Origin of the sequence: Methylobacterium nodulans ORS 2060 (assembly GCF_000022085.1) — a bacterium.
Lineage (GTDB): Bacteria > Pseudomonadota > Alphaproteobacteria > Rhizobiales > Beijerinckiaceae > Methylobacterium > Methylobacterium nodulans.
Window position 1 is genome coordinate 98,391 of sequence record NC_011894.1, and the last position, 16,989, is coordinate 115,379.

The 16,989-nt window shown below is 65.7% G+C and carries 14 protein-coding genes and 1 tRNA gene; 8 read left to right on the forward strand and 7 right to left on the reverse strand.

The features are described 5' to 3' along the window. Positions 1 to 863: 863 nt before the first annotated feature. Positions 864 to 1,115: a hypothetical protein gene (locus MNOD_RS00445; protein WP_012634381.1), complete on the reverse strand. Its 252-nt coding sequence runs from the start codon at positions 1,113 to 1,115 to the stop codon at positions 864 to 866. 695 nt (positions 1,116 to 1,810) lie between these two features. After that, a complete protein-coding gene (locus MNOD_RS42530; RefSeq protein ID WP_012634383.1) occupies positions 1,811 to 3,754 on the reverse strand; it encodes an adenylate/guanylate cyclase domain-containing protein in 1,944 nt (647 codons plus the stop codon). An 880-nt stretch (positions 3,755 to 4,634) separates the two neighbouring features. On the opposite strand from MNOD_RS42530, the gene MNOD_RS00450 reads away from it, so the two are divergent. After that, positions 4,635 to 4,886 (forward strand): hypothetical protein, encoded by a 252-nt coding sequence (locus MNOD_RS00450; protein WP_043747767.1) that lies wholly within the window; start codon positions 4,635 to 4,637, stop codon positions 4,884 to 4,886. An 88-nt stretch (positions 4,887 to 4,974) separates the two neighbouring features. Here MNOD_RS00450 and MNOD_RS50260 read toward each other — a convergent pair whose 3' ends face one another. Next, positions 4,975 to 5,124: a hypothetical protein gene (locus tag MNOD_RS50260; protein WP_244424632.1), complete on the reverse strand. Its 150-nt coding sequence runs from the start codon at positions 5,122 to 5,124 to the stop codon at positions 4,975 to 4,977. A gap of 1,376 nt (positions 5,125 to 6,500) precedes the next feature. After that, positions 6,501 to 6,575 (reverse strand) — tRNA-Thr (locus MNOD_RS00460). 289 nt (positions 6,576 to 6,864) lie between these two features. On the opposite strand from MNOD_RS00460, the gene MNOD_RS00465 reads away from it, so the two are divergent. The 6 genes from MNOD_RS00465 (at position 6,865) to MNOD_RS00490 (ending at position 12,964) form a co-directional block, all read left to right on the forward strand. Then, the gene (locus tag MNOD_RS00465; RefSeq protein ID WP_012634386.1) at positions 6,865 to 7,854 is read left to right on the forward strand and encodes an ABC transporter ATP-binding protein; all 990 of its coding nucleotides are present in this window, start codon (positions 6,865 to 6,867) and stop codon (positions 7,852 to 7,854) included. A gap of 24 nt (positions 7,855 to 7,878) precedes the next feature. Continuing rightward, the gene (locus tag MNOD_RS00470; protein ID WP_012634387.1) at positions 7,879 to 9,162 is read left to right on the forward strand and encodes an ABC transporter substrate-binding protein; all 1,284 of its coding nucleotides are present in this window, start codon (positions 7,879 to 7,881) and stop codon (positions 9,160 to 9,162) included. Beyond that, positions 9,159 to 10,112 carry an ABC transporter permease gene (locus tag MNOD_RS00475; protein ID WP_012634388.1) on the forward strand — a complete coding sequence of 318 codons (954 nt, stop codon included), beginning with the start codon at positions 9,159 to 9,161 and terminating at the stop codon, positions 10,110 to 10,112. The genes MNOD_RS00470 and MNOD_RS00475 overlap by 4 nt, the downstream gene beginning before the upstream one ends. A 2-nt stretch (positions 10,113 to 10,114) precedes the next feature. Then, the gene (locus MNOD_RS00480; RefSeq protein ID WP_012634389.1) at positions 10,115 to 11,008 is read left to right on the forward strand and encodes an ABC transporter permease; all 894 of its coding nucleotides are present in this window, start codon (positions 10,115 to 10,117) and stop codon (positions 11,006 to 11,008) included. A gap of 325 nt (positions 11,009 to 11,333) precedes the next feature. Beyond that, on the forward strand, positions 11,334 to 12,170 hold the full coding sequence (locus MNOD_RS00485) for an SDR family NAD(P)-dependent oxidoreductase (protein WP_012634390.1): 837 nt from the start codon (positions 11,334 to 11,336) through the stop codon (positions 12,168 to 12,170). Next, the gene (locus MNOD_RS00490; RefSeq protein ID WP_012634391.1) at positions 12,167 to 12,964 is read left to right on the forward strand and encodes a 2-keto-4-pentenoate hydratase; all 798 of its coding nucleotides are present in this window, start codon (positions 12,167 to 12,169) and stop codon (positions 12,962 to 12,964) included. Before MNOD_RS00485 ends, MNOD_RS00490 begins: the two co-directional genes overlap by 4 nt. Positions 12,965 to 12,983: 19 nt before the next feature. Here MNOD_RS00490 and MNOD_RS00495 read toward each other — a convergent pair whose 3' ends face one another. From MNOD_RS00495 to ubiG, 3 genes are all read right to left on the reverse strand, one after another. Next, positions 12,984 to 13,256, reverse strand: a complete 273-nt coding sequence (locus tag MNOD_RS00495) for a hypothetical protein (RefSeq protein WP_012634392.1) — start codon at positions 13,254 to 13,256, stop codon at positions 12,984 to 12,986. Positions 13,257 to 13,404: 148 nt separating this feature from the next. Continuing rightward, entirely contained in the window at positions 13,405 to 14,766 is a 1,362-nt protein-coding gene (locus MNOD_RS00500; RefSeq protein ID WP_012634393.1) for a TAXI family TRAP transporter solute-binding subunit, read from the reverse strand. A gap of 30 nt (positions 14,767 to 14,796) precedes the next feature. Continuing rightward, positions 14,797 to 15,546, reverse strand: a complete 750-nt coding sequence (ubiG, locus tag MNOD_RS00505; protein WP_012634394.1) for a bifunctional 2-polyprenyl-6-hydroxyphenol methylase/3-demethylubiquinol 3-O-methyltransferase UbiG — start codon at positions 15,544 to 15,546, stop codon at positions 14,797 to 14,799. Between the two features lie 191 nt (positions 15,547 to 15,737). On the opposite strand from ubiG, the gene MNOD_RS00510 reads away from it, so the two are divergent. After that, on the forward strand, positions 15,738 to 16,973 hold the full coding sequence (locus MNOD_RS00510; protein ID WP_012634396.1) for an aspartate kinase: 1,236 nt from the start codon (positions 15,738 to 15,740) through the stop codon (positions 16,971 to 16,973). Positions 16,974 to 16,989 lie beyond the last annotated feature (16 nt).

Sequence of the window (16,989 nt, forward strand, 5' to 3'; positions counted from 1 at the left end):
TGTGCAGTCATCCTGGGCACTCACTGAGCATCGATCACCCACAAGCAGCTGCATCCTCAGCAGGATCGAGGGTGGGCCTCAATCGAGGAGTACGAATTGGCCTGCGAGGAGCTTCAACAGAGCGAGTTGAGGAAACCGAGGCCGGGGCCTCTGGGAAATGGATTGCCTTGGGCATCACCGGCCGTAGTCAGCCCTCCTCCTGAGATCGCCGGCTTCGCCCCACCTGCTACCAGATTTGTTTCCTCTTCCTTGAGCTCACGACCGACCAGGCGAGGTCCATCGGCTCACCTCTTTAACATAATATCCTGCCTTAGATGCCGCGTGGTGCTACTTGGGCGGGATTTTTGAGCCGCCCAACCAAATCAATGAGTTGGGCGAAACAAGCTCAATTTCCAAGCCTTGATCCGTAAGCGCTTCCCAAAATAGTACCCAAGTAGTACCAGACTGGTGGGATGGCGGCGTAGGCGTTGTAGTGAGAAGCTCAAGGACGTCTGGAAGGCGCCAAAGAGCGAAGCGGCTCTTTGCGCTGAACGGCCGGTCGTTACACAGGGCGTACACCCGACCGGCAGCCTTGGCCGGGTTCGCATAGCCGAGACGGAGGCCCAGAGCCTCGTCGGTCAGGCCAAGCTCCTGCATCCGTCTCTTGATCAGCTCCGCCAGGGGTGTCGTAAGTGGCTCGGCCTGCTGAGGTCAGATGAGATCACCTGTTGGTCCCGGTCTCGCCTGCGCTCGACGCCTCCGCCGTGGAGCGGCGGAGGCCGTTCATCGAGGGAAACGAACCGTGACTCAGGCGGATCATTGCTACAATCCACTGGCGAACTGCGACCGAACACAGGCTGTGAGGGACCTGCCTGATGAACCGCTCAGATGAGCCGGTGCAGCTCTCTTCCAGAGCTGCCCAACTCGCTGAGCACATCTATGAGGTAAGTCCGGACCCGCCGCTCGCACTCGGCGTCGGGACCCTCGATCACGTACATGGCCGTAAGATCCACTCTGAAGAGGTGGCGAACAATCTGCTCGCCAGCAATGCAGATGTCCCGCTCGGTTGGCGCATTGACGATGAGGTCTTCGCGTCCAGCATGAACACGGAGGCGGTAGTAGGAAGGCCGTTCCATCGGGTGCCCCCCTCGAAAGCATTCGTCAGAGTGATAACGCTCTGAGGCAGCTCTCGGTCGCCCACCCATCCGCAATTGCTTGTGGGTAGGGACTGCAAGCACCGGCAGGCGGGCCTTGTTTGAGGAGAAGATCCGGTTTGTCGCAGTGCCTCTGGAATGCCCGAGCTTGCGCCGATCGAGCTACTGACCACGGTCAGTCGCTTGATGTCCCTCCCCTTTCCGATGCTGGCGTGGAGGTGTGGAGGTTCGTCCCTTAAAATAGATGTAGTTTTTGAATATGGGGAAAGTTATGATTCTGCCTCCACACCTCCACGTCGAGGAAGGCAGGAGCAGAGCACGAAGCCGCTGGTTCTCTGTTAGACACGAAAATCTGCGGGCCAACGACGTCGATCCGGAGTGCAATGGATTAAAACTCACTGGCATCACGGGCAGCGAACTCGGAAAGGTTGCCCTGGGCAAGCTCTCCCTTGTCAGCAAAGGTGACATCACGAACCCGAAAGACGAGCCTAGGAAATCCGCCTGGAGAGAAGATCGATACGTACCGGAGTCAATCCCTCTGCTCAGATAATGATGAAGATCAGCAACAAGAGCGGCTCCGTCTTGTTTCGGAGGAAAAGGTATATGTGGTGACACCAACAATGTGACCTGCACCAGCAACTCGGTATCAGCATTCTCAGGCAGAGCCTTTGAAAATGCTATTCTTCCTGCAAGCCAGCTTTTCTCAGACCATCGACAATGAGCTTGTATTCCTCCAAGAATTTTGGATTGTTAGACCAACCTGCATTGGCCCATTTCTTGACGGTATATCCAGGCGTCAGCTTCAATAACTCGGAAACTGCAGCTTTTGCCTCCTGATCATGTCCAACCCACGCATAGGCTGCCGCAAGATCAATATAGGGGAGCCAGTATGGTGAGACTGCGACGGACCTATTGCACCAGGAAATCGCCTCTTCCCACTGCGCCATATGCATATGAGCATGGCACACAAAGTAATACCAGACATTTACAAGGGGATCACGTGGGCTGATCCGAATTGCTTGTAACACATTTGGAATGGCAGCGTATGCCTTACCCGATAAAGTGGATGCTTGACCTTTTGCCGCATACGCAGCCGCAAAATCATCATTATCGCTGATTGCGGCATCATACATAGCAATGGCCGCATCGAAGTATTTATCCGCCCGAAATACATCACCCTTCACAACGAGCGCAGCAGCGTCATGGGGAAATTTCTCAAGATATCTATTTACCAACTCATCTGCTGACCTTGTATCGGACTGTATATCATCGCTCCAGCGGTTTAAGACCTTGTTCATCAGAGCTCTTGAAAGCCCAAGCGTGGCCCTTGGGAGAGTCGGATCCAGTTTCAAAGCTTGTTCAAAGTACCGGATTGCTTCATTATTGTTGGCTATCGATCTTTGCTTATTGAGCGAAGCCCAGCCTCTCATCGCCAAATCAGAGGCATCAGGATTGACCGGCCGCTCACGAAGTGAACGCAGGCTCTCGGCTTCGGTCAACTGAACGTCGAGCGACCGAGCTAGACGGGCAACAAACTCTACCTGAAGGTCGCCCAACCGGCTTTGATCACCGTCGAAACGATCAAACCAAATTTGAGCACCGGTTTCGGCAGAGATAAGCTCTGCGCTCACAACAACCCTCTCACCACTCCGACGAACGCTGCCCTCAAGAACATACCGGACGCCAAGTTCTTGCCCGATCTGTTTTACGCCGACTGGCTTGTTCTTATACGTGAAAGCCGTATTGCGGGCGATCACAAAACTGCCCGCCAAGTGGGATAGGTCTGTCGTGAGATCCTCGGTTATAGAATCGGCGAAGTAATCCTGCTCTGGGTCATTGCTCAGATTTGAAAAGGGCAAAACCACTATCGATAAGCGAGGCGCCTCTCTCGTCTCTCCGGCCAGCTTGGCAGCGATGGTTTGGTTCGGTGCAGGTGCCTTTGAAGCCGTCCAGGACCACCACCCAAGCCCTCCGGCTGCGAGCAACGTCAAGAAACCGGCCCCGACCGCAGTCGCCTTCCAAGGCTTACGATTGCTGGTTTTGACCGGCTCTGGGGCCTGTTCGTCGGTGCCGGCCAGACCAACTATTGCCGAGGCTGAGAGAAAGTAGACTCCTACGGGCCTTGCGATATTTTTAAGCTCCAGCTCGCCCCGATCCTGAAACGGGTATCGGAGGTTGTCCCTCACCTGATCGTAGACGGAGCGGGCGATACAGATCCCCCCTGGCTCGGCTAATGGCTCAAGCCGGGCAGCGACATTCACTCCGTCGCCATAGAGGTCTCCATCGGGCTCCACGACCACATCACCAAGGTTTATGCCGATGCGCAGGCGAAGGGCACGGTCGTCCGGTATCTCGGCCTCGTGACGGGCAAGGCCCTGCTGAATGGTGACCGCACAGCTCACAGCCCTAACCGCACTGGCGAACTCGGCAATAAACCCGCCCCCCATCGTCTTAATGATACGCCCGTGAACAGAGGTGACGCTCGGATCGATTACGTCTCGGCGGAGGGCCTTGAGGCGTCGTAGCGTGCCGGTCTCGTCAGCACCGATAAGGCGGGAGTAACTGACCACGTCCGCTACTAGGATTGTGACGAGACGACGGTCTGTAATCGTCCGGCCCATGCCAAGCTTCTCCCTTGGCGGTTATGGCAAGTCCGTTTGAACAGCCTCTGAAGAGTCCAAACAGCCGTACCTCCGCTTTGTGCCCGAGATCATGAAACCGAGGGTCTGGAATACCAGCTCGCTTCCTCATTCCCTCCATCGCCAATGGGACGGCATTGTCGGACATCGGGAGCGCTCGATCCGAGGTTTGTCCCATCGCTGAGGTGAGTCTGAATGGCGGCAGGAGACAGCGGAGCTGATTGAGGGTGGCCGTGCTTGGTCCTCAGCACCTCTACCCGTCGGGCTTTGGGGTCCACACCGGCCCAAGTGATCGAGAGGAGTTCACCCGGATGCATTCCGGTCTCACGCGCAGCTGCTCAACGCCGCCCTACCTGATCCGAGTGCCCTCCCCTCTTGGTGGCCGGCATGTCGGCGGCAGAGATCTGCTAGGCTTCCGCATTGGCACCGGGGAGAGATGACACATGCGGCCACGGGGACCACGACCCGACGCCATGCAGGGCGTGACAGTTCAGGAGATCCTCGAAGCTCTTGATCCCCAGCATGGTGAGGCAGGGGTTCCGTTCAAGGATCTGGAGACTGCTGCACGGTCCCGGCTGCCATTCCGGGCCCTGACGGACGCTCTGAACGCCCTGGTCGCAGACGGAGCGGTCGCACGAGAAGGCCGCCCGGCTCCGAATTGCCAGCACAGGGCGATCCCAACTCGATGGGCACCGATCATAGTTAATCGGTGGTGTACAGGCCCGGTAAGATAAGGCGGACAGCCCCTCCCCCTACTTTGATTGTCGATGTCTTATTTTGACACGCCATTTCTTAGCCGTAATGGACAAGCTCAATGCTGGGACATGCGGTGTGACCAAACCTCATCAGGTCGGAGCTGCCGATGTCCTATGTTCGAGAAATCGCTCTCAGCGTTCTGCTGCTCTGCCTAATGATCGCAGCCATGATGATGCTCGTAGATGGACCGTCCATGAGGCAATCCGACCTTGCTTCGGAGGCGGTGGTCTTGGCAGTCAGCCAGGAAGCTGCAAGCGACGGTTCCGAGCCTTCGAACTGGATTGATCCTCCGCACCGCTCCTCGGAGCTGCGGCCACAGGAAGCTACGGCACCCACCGACAAGCCTGCTGAGGACTGACGAGACTGGCGCTTCCCTGGTGAGGAAGCGCCAAGCGATCTGCCGGCCCGGCGGCCTGCCGTCGGAGGAACGCTCCACCAAAGGCGAGCTACCGGACGACAACCGCAGCCTTGATGATCTCGTAGTCCGCTCGCTTGAGCACACGCTTGGTGACGAGATCCTCAGGCGAGGCGTAGGGCCGGAAGGCGATGATCCTGCGCCCGATCATGCCGGCGCCGAGTGCATTCAGCTCCTCCACGGAAGCCGTGTTGAGGTCGGTGCCCGGCCCCGAAGGTGCCGGCGGATTGCTGGGAACCGCCGCTGTCTCCGTCGTTACACCGGTAGTCAGCGTACTGTCACCCTGCTCCTGAGGCGGCGTAAGCTCGGGCGGCGCAATCTGGGCCGTCTGAGGAGCTGCCGACGAGGCAACAGCCGGGGCCGCAGCCGGGGGAGCCGATTCTGCTACCGCTCCGCTCTGCGGCGGAGGGCTGATCGGCTGTGCCGATCCACCCAGAGGGCCCGGATAAACCGTGCGGATGGGCTGCCCGTCGGGGGTGGAACGCTGTTGGGAGGCCAACTGGGAAACAGTTAGTGGCTGGCTCTCCCGGCCCGCATGAGAGCGGTGTCCGTGGGACGTCCAAAAGCCGGCCACGATTGCTGAGACTGCCACGATACCGGCGCAAACGGACAGCGTGGATCGACGCATATCAGGAATACCCCCCTTCCTCCTGAGATGGCAGAAAGGCTGGCGCACGGTCGTGGCGTCTTCGAGGCAGGCACGTCCAAATGGCGGCTCGGCAATACGGCGTCTTAACCGGCATCATCCTCGTCGGCTGGGTCTGCGGGGGGCTCCCCGATCCGACCCGAGCGGCACGTCGCCAACTCCATTGCGACTGTGCGCCTAAGCTTGGCGCATGCGTTGGTTCGAGCCCTCCACCGATGTCCCTGCTGTCAGCGCTCCTTTGTGACACAGGGGTAGTAGGCTGCTGATCGAGTATTGAGGGCATCGTTGATCCGGATCCCCTCCCCTTCCTTCAGGCGCCGGTCACTGGCTTTCGAATCCGCAGGGAGTTTGATCGCCTTCACAGGATTCGCCGTCAGTCGCACGCCCCATTCTCCGACCGCCACTTCGAGACAGTGACGAGGGACGGCCAACTCACGCCTGACGGACGCTCCCTTCACCTGCTTAAGCCGCTCATCACGGCAGGCTGGAAACTTCTCCGGAGTGAGAGCCGAGAGCGGTGTTTGAGCGAGCGGGTGGCGTAGCAGTGCGTTCAGGAAAAAACTCTCTCCGTTCCGGCCCCGCTTCCTTGGCACGACCTCATCACGATACCGAGCGACGATTTCGCCGAACGTGACCCTTGAACGATGATGGCGGCGTGGCAGTAGATCCTGTCGGTTCGCCTCCGCTTCCATCTGCCGTGCCCAAGCTTGAGCGTCGGCCTTCTGATGGAACGTGCGACTGATCGGATTGCAGCCAGCCCTTCGGACCCGAACCTGCCACTTACCATTCCGTTTCCTCACGGTCGCCATAGCTTCGACCTGCCACTGTGACTGGAGCGTGACAGGCTGACGAGAAACGGATTCAAGTGTGGTCGATGCCGGTTCTAACTCGCTGTAATTTCAGGAGTTTGATGGTGCCGCTGGGGAGGATTGAACTCCCGACCTCGTCATTACCAATGACGCGCTCTACCACTGAGCTACAACGGCAAACCGATGTTCGACCCCGGAGCGGAAGGCCCGAGGGGCGCTGCTGCGGCAGCGCCGCCGAACACGGGTGGGGCTTTAGCGGATCGCCGCGGCCATTGCAATCGCGCTGTTGCGGGGATCGTGACGAGTGTCGCCCGTTCGCTTCCCCGGACCTCTTCCGGCGGCATGGCGCGACCCCGCGGCCGGCGCCATGCCGCCATCGGTGGGCCGAAGGGCCCCGGCGCAGCGCTCTTCGGATCCGCCGGCTCTGGCCTGAGCCTTGCACCCGCGGCGGCCCGGGGGAGTGCGCATGGATATCGAACTCGTCGGCCTTACCAAGCGCTACGGCGACACCCTCGCCGTGGATGCCATCAGCCTGAAGATCCGCTCCGGCTCCTATTGCTGCCTGCTCGGTCCTTCGGGATGCGGCAAGACCACGACGCTGCGGATGATCGCCGGCCACGAGACCGTGACGAGCGGGGACGTGGTGATCGGGCCGAAGGCCGTCGGCGACTTGGCCCCCGCCCGGCGCGGCACCGCCATGATGTTCCAGAGCTACGCGCTCTTCCCGCATCTCACCTGCCGCGACAACGTCGCCTTCGGGTTGCGCATGCGCGGCATGCCGAAGGCCGAGCGGAACCAGCGCGCGGAGGCGATGCTGCGCCTCGTGCAGATGGAGGCCCTCGCCGGGCGCCTGCCGGCGCAGCTCTCCGGCGGCCAGCAGCAGCGCGTGGCGCTGGCCCGGGCCCTCGTCACCGGTCCGAAGGTGCTGCTGCTCGACGAGCCGCTCTCCGCCCTCGATCCGTTCCTGCGCGTGCGGATGCGCGCCGAGCTGAAGCGGATCCAGACGGAACTCGGCATCACCTTCGTGCACGTGACCCACAGCCAGGATGAAGCGATGGCGCTCGCCGACCTCGTGGTGGTGATGAATGGCGGACGCATCGAGCAGGCGGCGGATCCCCGCACGGTGTTCGAACGGCCCGCCACCGCCTTCGTCGCCCGCTTCATCGGCGGGCACAACGTCATCGCGCTGCCCGACCATCGCATCGCCGTGCGGGCCGATCGCATGCTGCTCGGGCCCGAAGCCGGACCCGACGCGGTGCCCGCCCGCGTGGTCGCGGTCGAGTACCAGGGCAGCGCCGTGCATCTCGGCCTCGAGGCCCCGGATCTCGCCACCGATGCGGCGGCCCCGCTCCTCGCCATCGTCAGCGACCGCGCCTTCGCGGAGCGGCCGCTCGCACCCGGCGACACCGTGCGGGTCGGCTGGCAGGCGGGCGAAGCCCACCGGCTGGATGCCTGAGGATTCATCTCCAGGAGACACACGATGACCGACACGCCGAACACGAAGGGCCTCACGCGCCGCGGCCTTCTCGCGGGGGCGGGAGCCGCCGGCGTCGCGGCCGGGTCCGGCGCCATCACGGGCTTTCCGGCGGTCCACGCCGCGGAGCCGGTGACGCTGCGCTATCTCGGCACCGCCGTGAACCAGAGCGGCGACATCGCCCGCAAGGTGAAGGAGGATCTCGGCATCACGATCGAGTACATCCCGGTCGTCACCGACGAGGTGTCGAAGCGCGTCGTCACCCAGCCCAACTCCTTCGACATCGTCGATTCGGAATATTTCAGCCTCAAGAAGCTGATGCCCTCGGGCAATCTCGTCGGGATGGATGCGCGCAGGATCAAGTACGCCGACAAGATCACGCCGGTCTTCACCCGCGGCGAGGTCGCCGGCAAAAAGATCGGCGACCAGGGCACCGCGCCCAGGAAGGTCTTCTACCTCGAAGGCCAGAACTCGACGAAGTTCGCCGCCTCTGCCACCGAGTGGATCACCCTGATCCCGACGACCTACAATGCCGATACCCTCGGCATCCGGCCTGACCTGATCAAGCGGCCGATCGCAAGCTGGAAGGAACTGCTCAACCCCGAGTTCAAGGGCAGGGCCTCGATCCTCAACATCCCGTCGATCGGCATCATGGACGCCGCCATGGTGGTTGAGGCGATGGGCGAGTACACCTATCCCGACAAGGGCAACATGACGAAGGCGGAGATCGACCGCACCATGAAGGTGCTGATCGAGGCCAAGCGCGCCGGCCAGTTCCGGGCCTTCTGGCAGGACTTCAACGAGTCCGTGAACCTGATGGCCTCGGGCGAGACCGTCATCCAGTCGATGTGGTCGCCCGCCGTCACCAAGGTCCGCTCGCAGGGCGTGCCCTGCATCTACCAGCCGCTGAAGGAGGGCTACCGGGCCTGGGCCTCGGGCTTCGGCCTGCCCAAGACCCTCTCGGGCAGGAAGCTCGACGCGGCCTACGACTTCATCAACTGGTTCCTGTCCGGCTGGGCCGGCGCCTACCTCAACCGCCAGGGCTACTACTCGGCGGTGCTGGAGACCGCCAGGGCCCAGATGGAGCCCTACGAATGGGCCTACTGGATGGAGGGCAAGCCGGCGGAGAAGGACATCAAGGCGCCGGACGGCACCGTGATGGAGAAGGCCGGCGCCGTGCGCGACGGCGGCTCCTTCGAGGAGCGCATGGGCGCGGTGGCCTGCTGGAACTCGGTCATGGACGAGAACACCTACATGGTCCGCCGGTGGAACGAGTTCATCGCCGCATGAGCCCGGCGGCCGAGCGCGCGATCCGGTTGCTCGGTGCCGCGGCGGTGCCCCGCGCCGTGCCCGGGCTCGCCGCGGAGGGGTGGCGCCAGCGCCGCCTCGCCTACCTGCAGGCGGCCCCTCTGGCGCTGGTCTTCCTCGTCTTCTTCGTGGTGCCGCTCTCCCTCACGCTCGTCGTCAGCGTCTGGGAGTACAACGAGTACGAGATCATCCCGGCCTTCACCCTGCAGAACTACGCCGACATCTTCGATGGCTGCTTCTCGGGCGGGGACCTCTGCACCACCTTCCGGACCTATCTCTCGACGCTGAAATTCTGCCTGCTGGCCTGGGCCTTCACGCTCGGCATCGGCTTCACGGTGGCCTATTTCGTGGCCTTCCACGTGCGGTCGAGCGCCATTCAGACGGTGCTGTTCCTTCTCTGCACCATCCCGTTCTGGACCTCGAACGTGATCCGGATGATCGCCTGGATCCCACTCCTCGGCCGCAACGGCCTCGTCAACGATGCGCTGATGTCGCTCGGCCTCACGGACAGGCCGATCGAGGGCCTGCTCTACTCGGACTTCTCGGTCGTCCTGGCCTTCGTGCACCTCTACACCGTCTTCATGATCGTCCCGATCTTCAACTCGATGATGCGCATCGACCCCGTGCTGATCGAGGCGGCGCGGGATGCCGGCGCGACGGGCTGGCAGACGCTCTGGAGCGTGATCGTGCCGCTCTCCAAGCCCGGCATCGCCATCGGGTCGATCTTCGTGCTGACGCTGGCGATGGGCGACTTCGTCACGGTCGGCGTCATGGGCGGCCAGCAGATCGCCTCGGTCGGCAAGGTCATCCAGGTGCAGATGTCCTACCTGCAGTTCCCGGCCGCCGCCGCCAATGCCGTGGTGCTGCTCGGTGCGGTGACGCTGGTGATCGCCGGCCTCACCCGCCTCATCGATCTGCGGCGGGAGCTCTGAGCATGGTCCGCGACGGCCCCCGCCCCCTCGCCTTCTACCTGCTCGCCGGGTTCTTCGCTCTGTACGTGCTGTTCCTCTACGGGCCGACGCTGACGATCCTGGTCCTGAGCTTCCAGGGGCCTCAGGGCGGGCTCACCTTCCCGATGAACGGCGTCTCGACGCATTGGTTCGCGCGGCTCTGGGCGGGTCTCGGCGTCGTCGACATCTGGGCGGCGTTCCGGCGCTCCTTCGCCCTCGGCCTCGTGGTGATGGCGCTCACCGTCACCCTGGCGTTCTTCGCCGGGCTCGCCTTCCGCAAGGGGTTCCGGGGACAGGGCCTGCTGTTCCACATCGCGGTCGCGAGCCTGATCGTGCCGTCGATCGTGGTCTCCCTCGGCATCGGCCTCGAATTCCGCCTGCTCGACGATGCCGTCAAGGCGCTCGCCGCCGCCACCGGCTGGGGCTTCCTCCAGGACCACGGCACGGTGATGGGGCTGTTCACCTCCGCCCTCGGCGCGCACCTGACCTGGACGCTGCCCTTCGGGCTGCTGATCATGTTCGCGGTGTTCAACCGCTTCAACCGCGCCTACGAGGAGGCGGCCCGCGACCTCGGCGCCAGCGGCCCGCGCACGCTCCTGCACGTCGTGATTCCGATCATCCTGCCTTCCCTGGTCGGCGTCGCCCTGTTCGGGTTCACGCTCTCCTGGGACGAGCTCGCGCGCACGAGCCAGGCGATCGGCGGACGCAATACCCTGCCCCTCGAACTCCAGGGCCTCACCACCACGGTGACGACGCCGGAGATCTACGCGCTCGGCACCGTCACGACGGGCGTGTCGCTGGTCGTGATCGCGCTCGCCTTCTCGAGCTATCTCTGGCTGCAGCGGCGGCGGGCCCGGCGCGCGCTGCCCGGGGGGTGAGCGAATCCCCCCCGGGGCCTTGCGGAAAGCAGCAGCCGTATCCCGGCAGGGCGGAGGTCAGGGCGTCGGGGTGCCTGCAAGCCGGGCAGCATGAGCTGAATTTGCCCAGTTCCTGAGCCGTCCGGCGATCGGCTTCTGCCGATGGCGCTGCTCGCCGCCACGGCTTGCGCCGTCGAGCCGGCACCGTGATCGGGCGCTCGGGGCTCCCGGGGAAGCGACCGCGACAAGGCCGGAATGATCGGGTCGGGGTCGACGCCTTTGGCGCCGACGCGGTAGGGTGGCGGCAAGGATCGGAACAGGATCCGCCGGGAGGACGATCGTGACGATGGGCATCGAGGCCGGGACGCCGCGGAACGCGGCCGCGCCGAGCGCACGTCTCGCCGGAAAAGTGGCGCTGGTGTTCGGGGCAGGCTCGTCCGGCCCGGGCTGGAGCAACGGCAAGGCCGTCGCCGTGACCTTCGCCCGCGCGGGGGCGCGCGTCGTCTGCATCGATCTCGATCCGGCCGCCGCCGAGGAGACCGTCTCGATCATCCGCCACGACGACGGTTCGGCCACCGCCGCGTCCTGCGACGTGACCAACTCGGACGCCGTCCGGGCGGTGGTGGAGGACGCGGTCGCGGCGCATGGCCGGATCGACATCCTTCACAACAATGTCGGCCACGCCACCATGGGCGGGCCCGTCGAGCTCGACGAGGCCGCATGGCGGCGCAGCCTCGATCTCAACCTCACGAGCTGTTTCCTCACCTGCAAGCACGTGCTGCCGCACATGCTCGCGCAGCGCTCCGGCAGCATCGTCAACATCTCGTCGGTCGCGGCGGTGCGCTACACCGGCTATCCCTACGCCGCCTATTACGCAGCCAAGGCCGCCGTGAACCACTTCACGGTGGGGCTCGCCCTCCAGTACGCCCGCGAGGGCATCCGGGCGAACGCCATCATGCCGGGCATGATGAACACGCCGCTGATCTTCCGGCAGATCGCCGGCCAATACGCCGATGCCGACGAGATGGTGAGGGCCCGCGATGCGGCCTGCCCGATGGGCCGGATGGGAACCGCCTGGGACGTGGCGAACGCCGCCCTGTTCCTCGCCTCCGACGAGGCCGCCTACATCACGGGCGTGGCGCTGCCGGTCGATGGCGGCCTGATCGCGCGGGCAGGCTCGTGAGCCGGCTCGACGGCCCGGCGGTGGCGGCCGCCGCCGAACGGCTCTGGCGTCACTGGCAGGAGGGCAGCCGCCTCGACGCCCTGCCGGCGGCCGAGCGCCCCGCCACGCGGGCGGAGGGCTATGCCATCCAGGCGCGGATGGCGAGCCTGAGCCGGGCGCCGCTCTTCGGCTGGAAGATCGCCGCCACGAGCGCGGCCGGACAGGCTCATATCGGTGTCGACGGGCCGCTGGCCGGACGCCTCCTCGCCGAGCGCGTGCTCGATCCGCAGGAGGAGGTGCCGTTTCGGGGCAACCTGATGCGGGTCGCCGAAGCCGAAATCGCGTTTCGGATGGGGCAGAATCTTCCGCCGCGCGCCGAGCCCTACGACCTCGCCTCCGTGCTGGCGGCCGTCGACACCGTGCATCCGGCGATCGAGTTCCCGGATTCCCGCTTCGCCGATTTCGTCACGGCCGGCGGACCCCAGCTCATCGCCGACAATGCCTGCGCGCATCTCTTCGTGCTGGGCCCGCCGGCGCCAGAATGGCGCGACCTGGATCTGGTCCACCTCGCGACGCGGGCCTCGCTGTCCGGCGGGCCGGATCACCCGGGGATCGGCGCGAACGTGCTCGGCGATCCGCGCATCGCCCTGGTCTGGCTCGTGAACGAACTCTCCGGCCTCGGAATCACGCTGCAAGCCGGACAGGTGGTCACGACCGGGACCACCACGGTGCCGATCCCGATCCGGCCGCAGAGTTCGCTGACGGCCGATCTCGGCCCTCTGGGGCGGCTGACGGTGCGGATCGGGCCGGGATGATGCCCGGCCTTCCTTGCGCTCAGCGGAAATGCCGGTGGCGGCGATAGTGATGGCGGCGCCCCGGCAGACTGGTGCGGTAGGCCCGGCGGCCGGGATCGATGCCGAGCACGCCGTTCACGCCGCCCACCGCGCCGCCGACCGCACCGCCCACGATCCCGCCGATCGGGCCGGCGACCCGGTCGCCCTCGGCAGCGCCGCGCCGGATTCCGCCGGGGATGCCCTGCGCCTGGACGCTTCCCGCCGCGATGACCGTCCCGAGAACCAGGGAGGCCAGAAGAAGAGAGCGCTTCATCGCGAAAATCTCCGAGTGACGACGTCGTCTCCGGCTGCCTGCCGCTGTCCGGGCGCGCCGAAGCACGTGTTTCGTCAACGGTCCAGCTTCGCGAAAGTGCCGGCGTGATCGGAGGCCGGCGAGGGAAAGCCGGGGCGTGGCGGAGAGATCACTCCACCGCCCGCAAGGTGGGCTTCGGCGGCCCGCTCTGCGCGAGGGCACGCTGCACGGTCGAGCGGGCCGCGTCGATCGCGATGGTGGCCGCCGTCATGGTGTGGGCCTCGGTCGGGCGGTTGAGCGCGTAGCGGGCGATGTTGCCGGCGAGATCGTCGATCTCGCCGGCCATCTCCTCGAGGGCCGTCCGGTCGGTGGTGCGGCGCGCCTCGGACCGGATCTGGAGCAGGCGGCGCGTCGCCACCTCGATCCGCTCGCGCCGCAGCCGGGAGAGGCGCTGGCGCAGCCATGCGACGGCCGAGCCGACGCCGCCGCCCAGGAAGGCGACGAGATAGATCCAGGTCTCGTAGCGCTCGATGAAGCTCTGCTGCTCGCGCTCGTAATAGTCGATGGCGCCCGGATGGATGGGCAGCCGGGCGCTCGTCGCCTCCGCATTCGTCTCGTAGGCCGGCGCGGTGATGGCGTTCGCGGACGGCACTGTCTCGGCGAGCAGGCTGCGCATCTCGAAGAGGTACTGGGTGACCTCCGCGGCGGCGACGCGCGACAGCGTCGAGCGGGCCATCAGCCGGTAGGAGGTTCCGATCGTCGACACCGCCTCCTCGGGCGTCTTCGGATGGCCGGCGAACAGCCCTTCGGCGACGGTCACCGCCTGGAGGCGGGGAAACCGCTCGATGAGGGCGCTGCTCTCCGCCACGCCGGCCAAGCGCAGCTTCCGGGTGCGGCTCGCATTCTGGACGATGCGCATCACCCGCCTGGCGGTCGGGGTCGTGGGCGTGGTGAGGATCGCGAGCGCGTCGATGCGCTTCTCCGCGAAGGCGGTCGCGAGATCCGGCTCCTCCAACGGCACCAGCGCCACGCTGCGCGGCGCCAAGGGGCCGGGCGGCGGATCGGTCGTGAGCGCGAGCCCGTAATGCCCGAGGACGCGCTGCAGGACGGCCTGGTCCGTGGTGCGCTCGGCGAGGAAGGCCAGGCGCTTGCGCGACAGGTCCGGCATCTCCTTGATGCCGGACGGCTCGGGGGCGGCGATGATCATCGCCTGCTCGCGCAGGATCGCGAGCGTCAGGCCGTTCGCGGGCAGCAGGATGTCGGGCCGGACGATCGCGAGATCCGCCCGCCCGTCCTGCAGGGCCGCGGCGCTTTCGCGCACCCCGTCGAAGGGCAGGATGGTGAGACGCAGGCTCTTGTGCTGGCTTGCGAGCGCGTCCGCGAAGGCGCGGATCAGCGCCGGTTCCGTGCCGCCGCTCGGCGCGACCGCGATGGTGAGCGTCGTCGCCCGCGTGAAGTAGCTCGCAAGGCCGGCGGCGCCGGCGAGGAGCACCGCCCCGATCAGGAAGACCAGCTCCCGCCCGAACCGCATGCCCCCCTCTGGCCCCGTGCTCGCGCGCCCTCAGGCGACCGGCCGCTCCGCCGCGATCATGTAGTTCACCCCCGTGTCGCGGGACATGGCCCAGCGACCGCCGAGCGGATTGTAGACGACCCCAGTCGTGTCGATGACGGTGAGCCCCGCGCTCTCCACCGCCCCGGTGAGCTCGGCCGGCGTGACGAACTTCTCCCAGTCGTGCGTCCCCCTCGGCAGCCAGCCGAGCACGTATTCGGCGCCGACGATGGCGAGGGCGAAGGAGCGCATGGTGCGGTTGAGCGTGGCCGCGAAGAACAGGCCCCCGGGCTTCACGGCCGCGCAGGCCGTCCGCACGAAGGCGGGCATGTCGACGACGTGCTCCACCACCTCCATGGCGAGCACCACGTCGAAGCGCTCCCCCGCCTCCACCACCGCCTCGATGGTCTGGCCGCGGTAATCCACCGGCACGCCGGCCTCCGCCGCATGGGCCTGCGCCACCCGGATGTTGGTCGGGGCCGGGTCGAGGCCGGTGACGGTGGCGCCGAGGCGCGCCAGCGGCTCCGACAGGATGCCGCCGCCGCAGCCGATATCGATGAGGCTCAAGGCTTCGAGGGGGAGCGGCCGGCGCGGGTCGCGGCCGAAATGCCGGCAGACCGTGTCGCGGATATAGGTGATGCGGACAGGATTGAAGCGGTGGAGCACCCGCATCGGCCCCGCCTCGTCCCACCAGGTGGCCGCAATGCGCTCGAAGCGGGCGACCTCGTCGCGGTCGATCGAGGGGCCGGTGGTCTCGCTCATCCGCGCGCTCTCCGCATGCTGTCGCCCTGCGTCAGGTAGCGCATCCTGCGCGGGGGGCCAATGCGGGTCCGGCCGGGCGAGGCCCGCCGCGCCGCCGCCTGATCCATTGACACGGAGTCCCCCCGCTTGTACCCGCCCGGCATCGCGCGGCGGCCGGGAGCTGCCCGCATCGGCAAACCCTCCTTGGTCCCATGCCTCGCCTGGTGATGAAGTTCGGCGGCACGTCCGTCGCCACGGTCGACCGCATCCGCAACGTCGCCCGCCATGTCGCCCGCGAGGTGCGGGCCGGCTACGAGGTCGCGGTCGTGGTCTCGGCCATGGCCGGCAAGACCAACGAACTCGTGGCCTGGTGCAAGGACGCCTCGCCGCTCTACGCGCAGTCGGAATACGACGCGGTCGTGGCGTCGGGCGAGCAGGTCACCTCCGGGCTCCTCGCCATCGTGCTCGCCGAGATGGGCATCAAGGCCCGCTCCTGGCAGGGCTGGCAGATCCCGATCGAGACCTCGGACCAGCATGGCTCGGCGCGCATCGCCAGGATCGACGGGTCGCGCCTTGATGCCGGCTTCCGGCACGGCGAGGTCGCGGTGATCGCCGGCTTCCAGGGCATCCACGCGGAGACGGGCCGCCTCACGACGCTCGGGCGCGGCGGGTCGGATACCAGCGCGGTCGCAGTCGCGGCGGCGATCGGCGCGGAGCGCTGCGACATCTACACCGACGTCGACGGCGTCTACACCACCGATCCGCGGGTGGTGCCGAAGGCGCGGCGGCTGGAGCGCGTCGCCTTCGAGGAGATGCTGGAGATGGCCTCGCTCGGCGCCAAGGTGCTGCAGGTGCGCTCGGTCGAACTCGCCATGGTGCACCGGGTGCCGACCACCGTGCGCTCCTCCTTCGACGACCCCGACGACGCCCGGCCCGGCACCCTCATCTGCGACGAGGACGACATCGTGGAACAGCAGATCATCACGGGCATCGCCTTCTCGAAGGACGAAGCCCAGATCACGCTCCGCCGGGTGAAGGACAGGCCCGGCGTCGCCGCCGCCATCTTCGGCCCGCTCGCCGACGCCAACATCAACGTCGATATGATCATCCAGGTCGTGTCGGGCGACGGCGTGACCACCGACATGACCTTCACGGTGCCGGCGAGCGATTACGAGCGCGCCCGCACGATCCTGGACGCCCAGTCCGGCAAGGTCGAGTTCGAGCGCATCGAGGGCGCCACCGACGTGGTGAAGATCTCGGCGATCGGCGTCGGCATGCGCAGCCACGCGGGCGTTGCCGCCAAGGCCTTCCGGGCGCTTGCCGATAAGGGCATCAACATCCGGGCGATCACCACCTCGGAGATCAAGTTCTCCGTGCTGATCGACGCGGCCTATACGGAACTCGCCGTGCGCACCCTGCACTCGCTCTACGGGCTCGACAGGGCCTGATATTAGAACTTTCGCC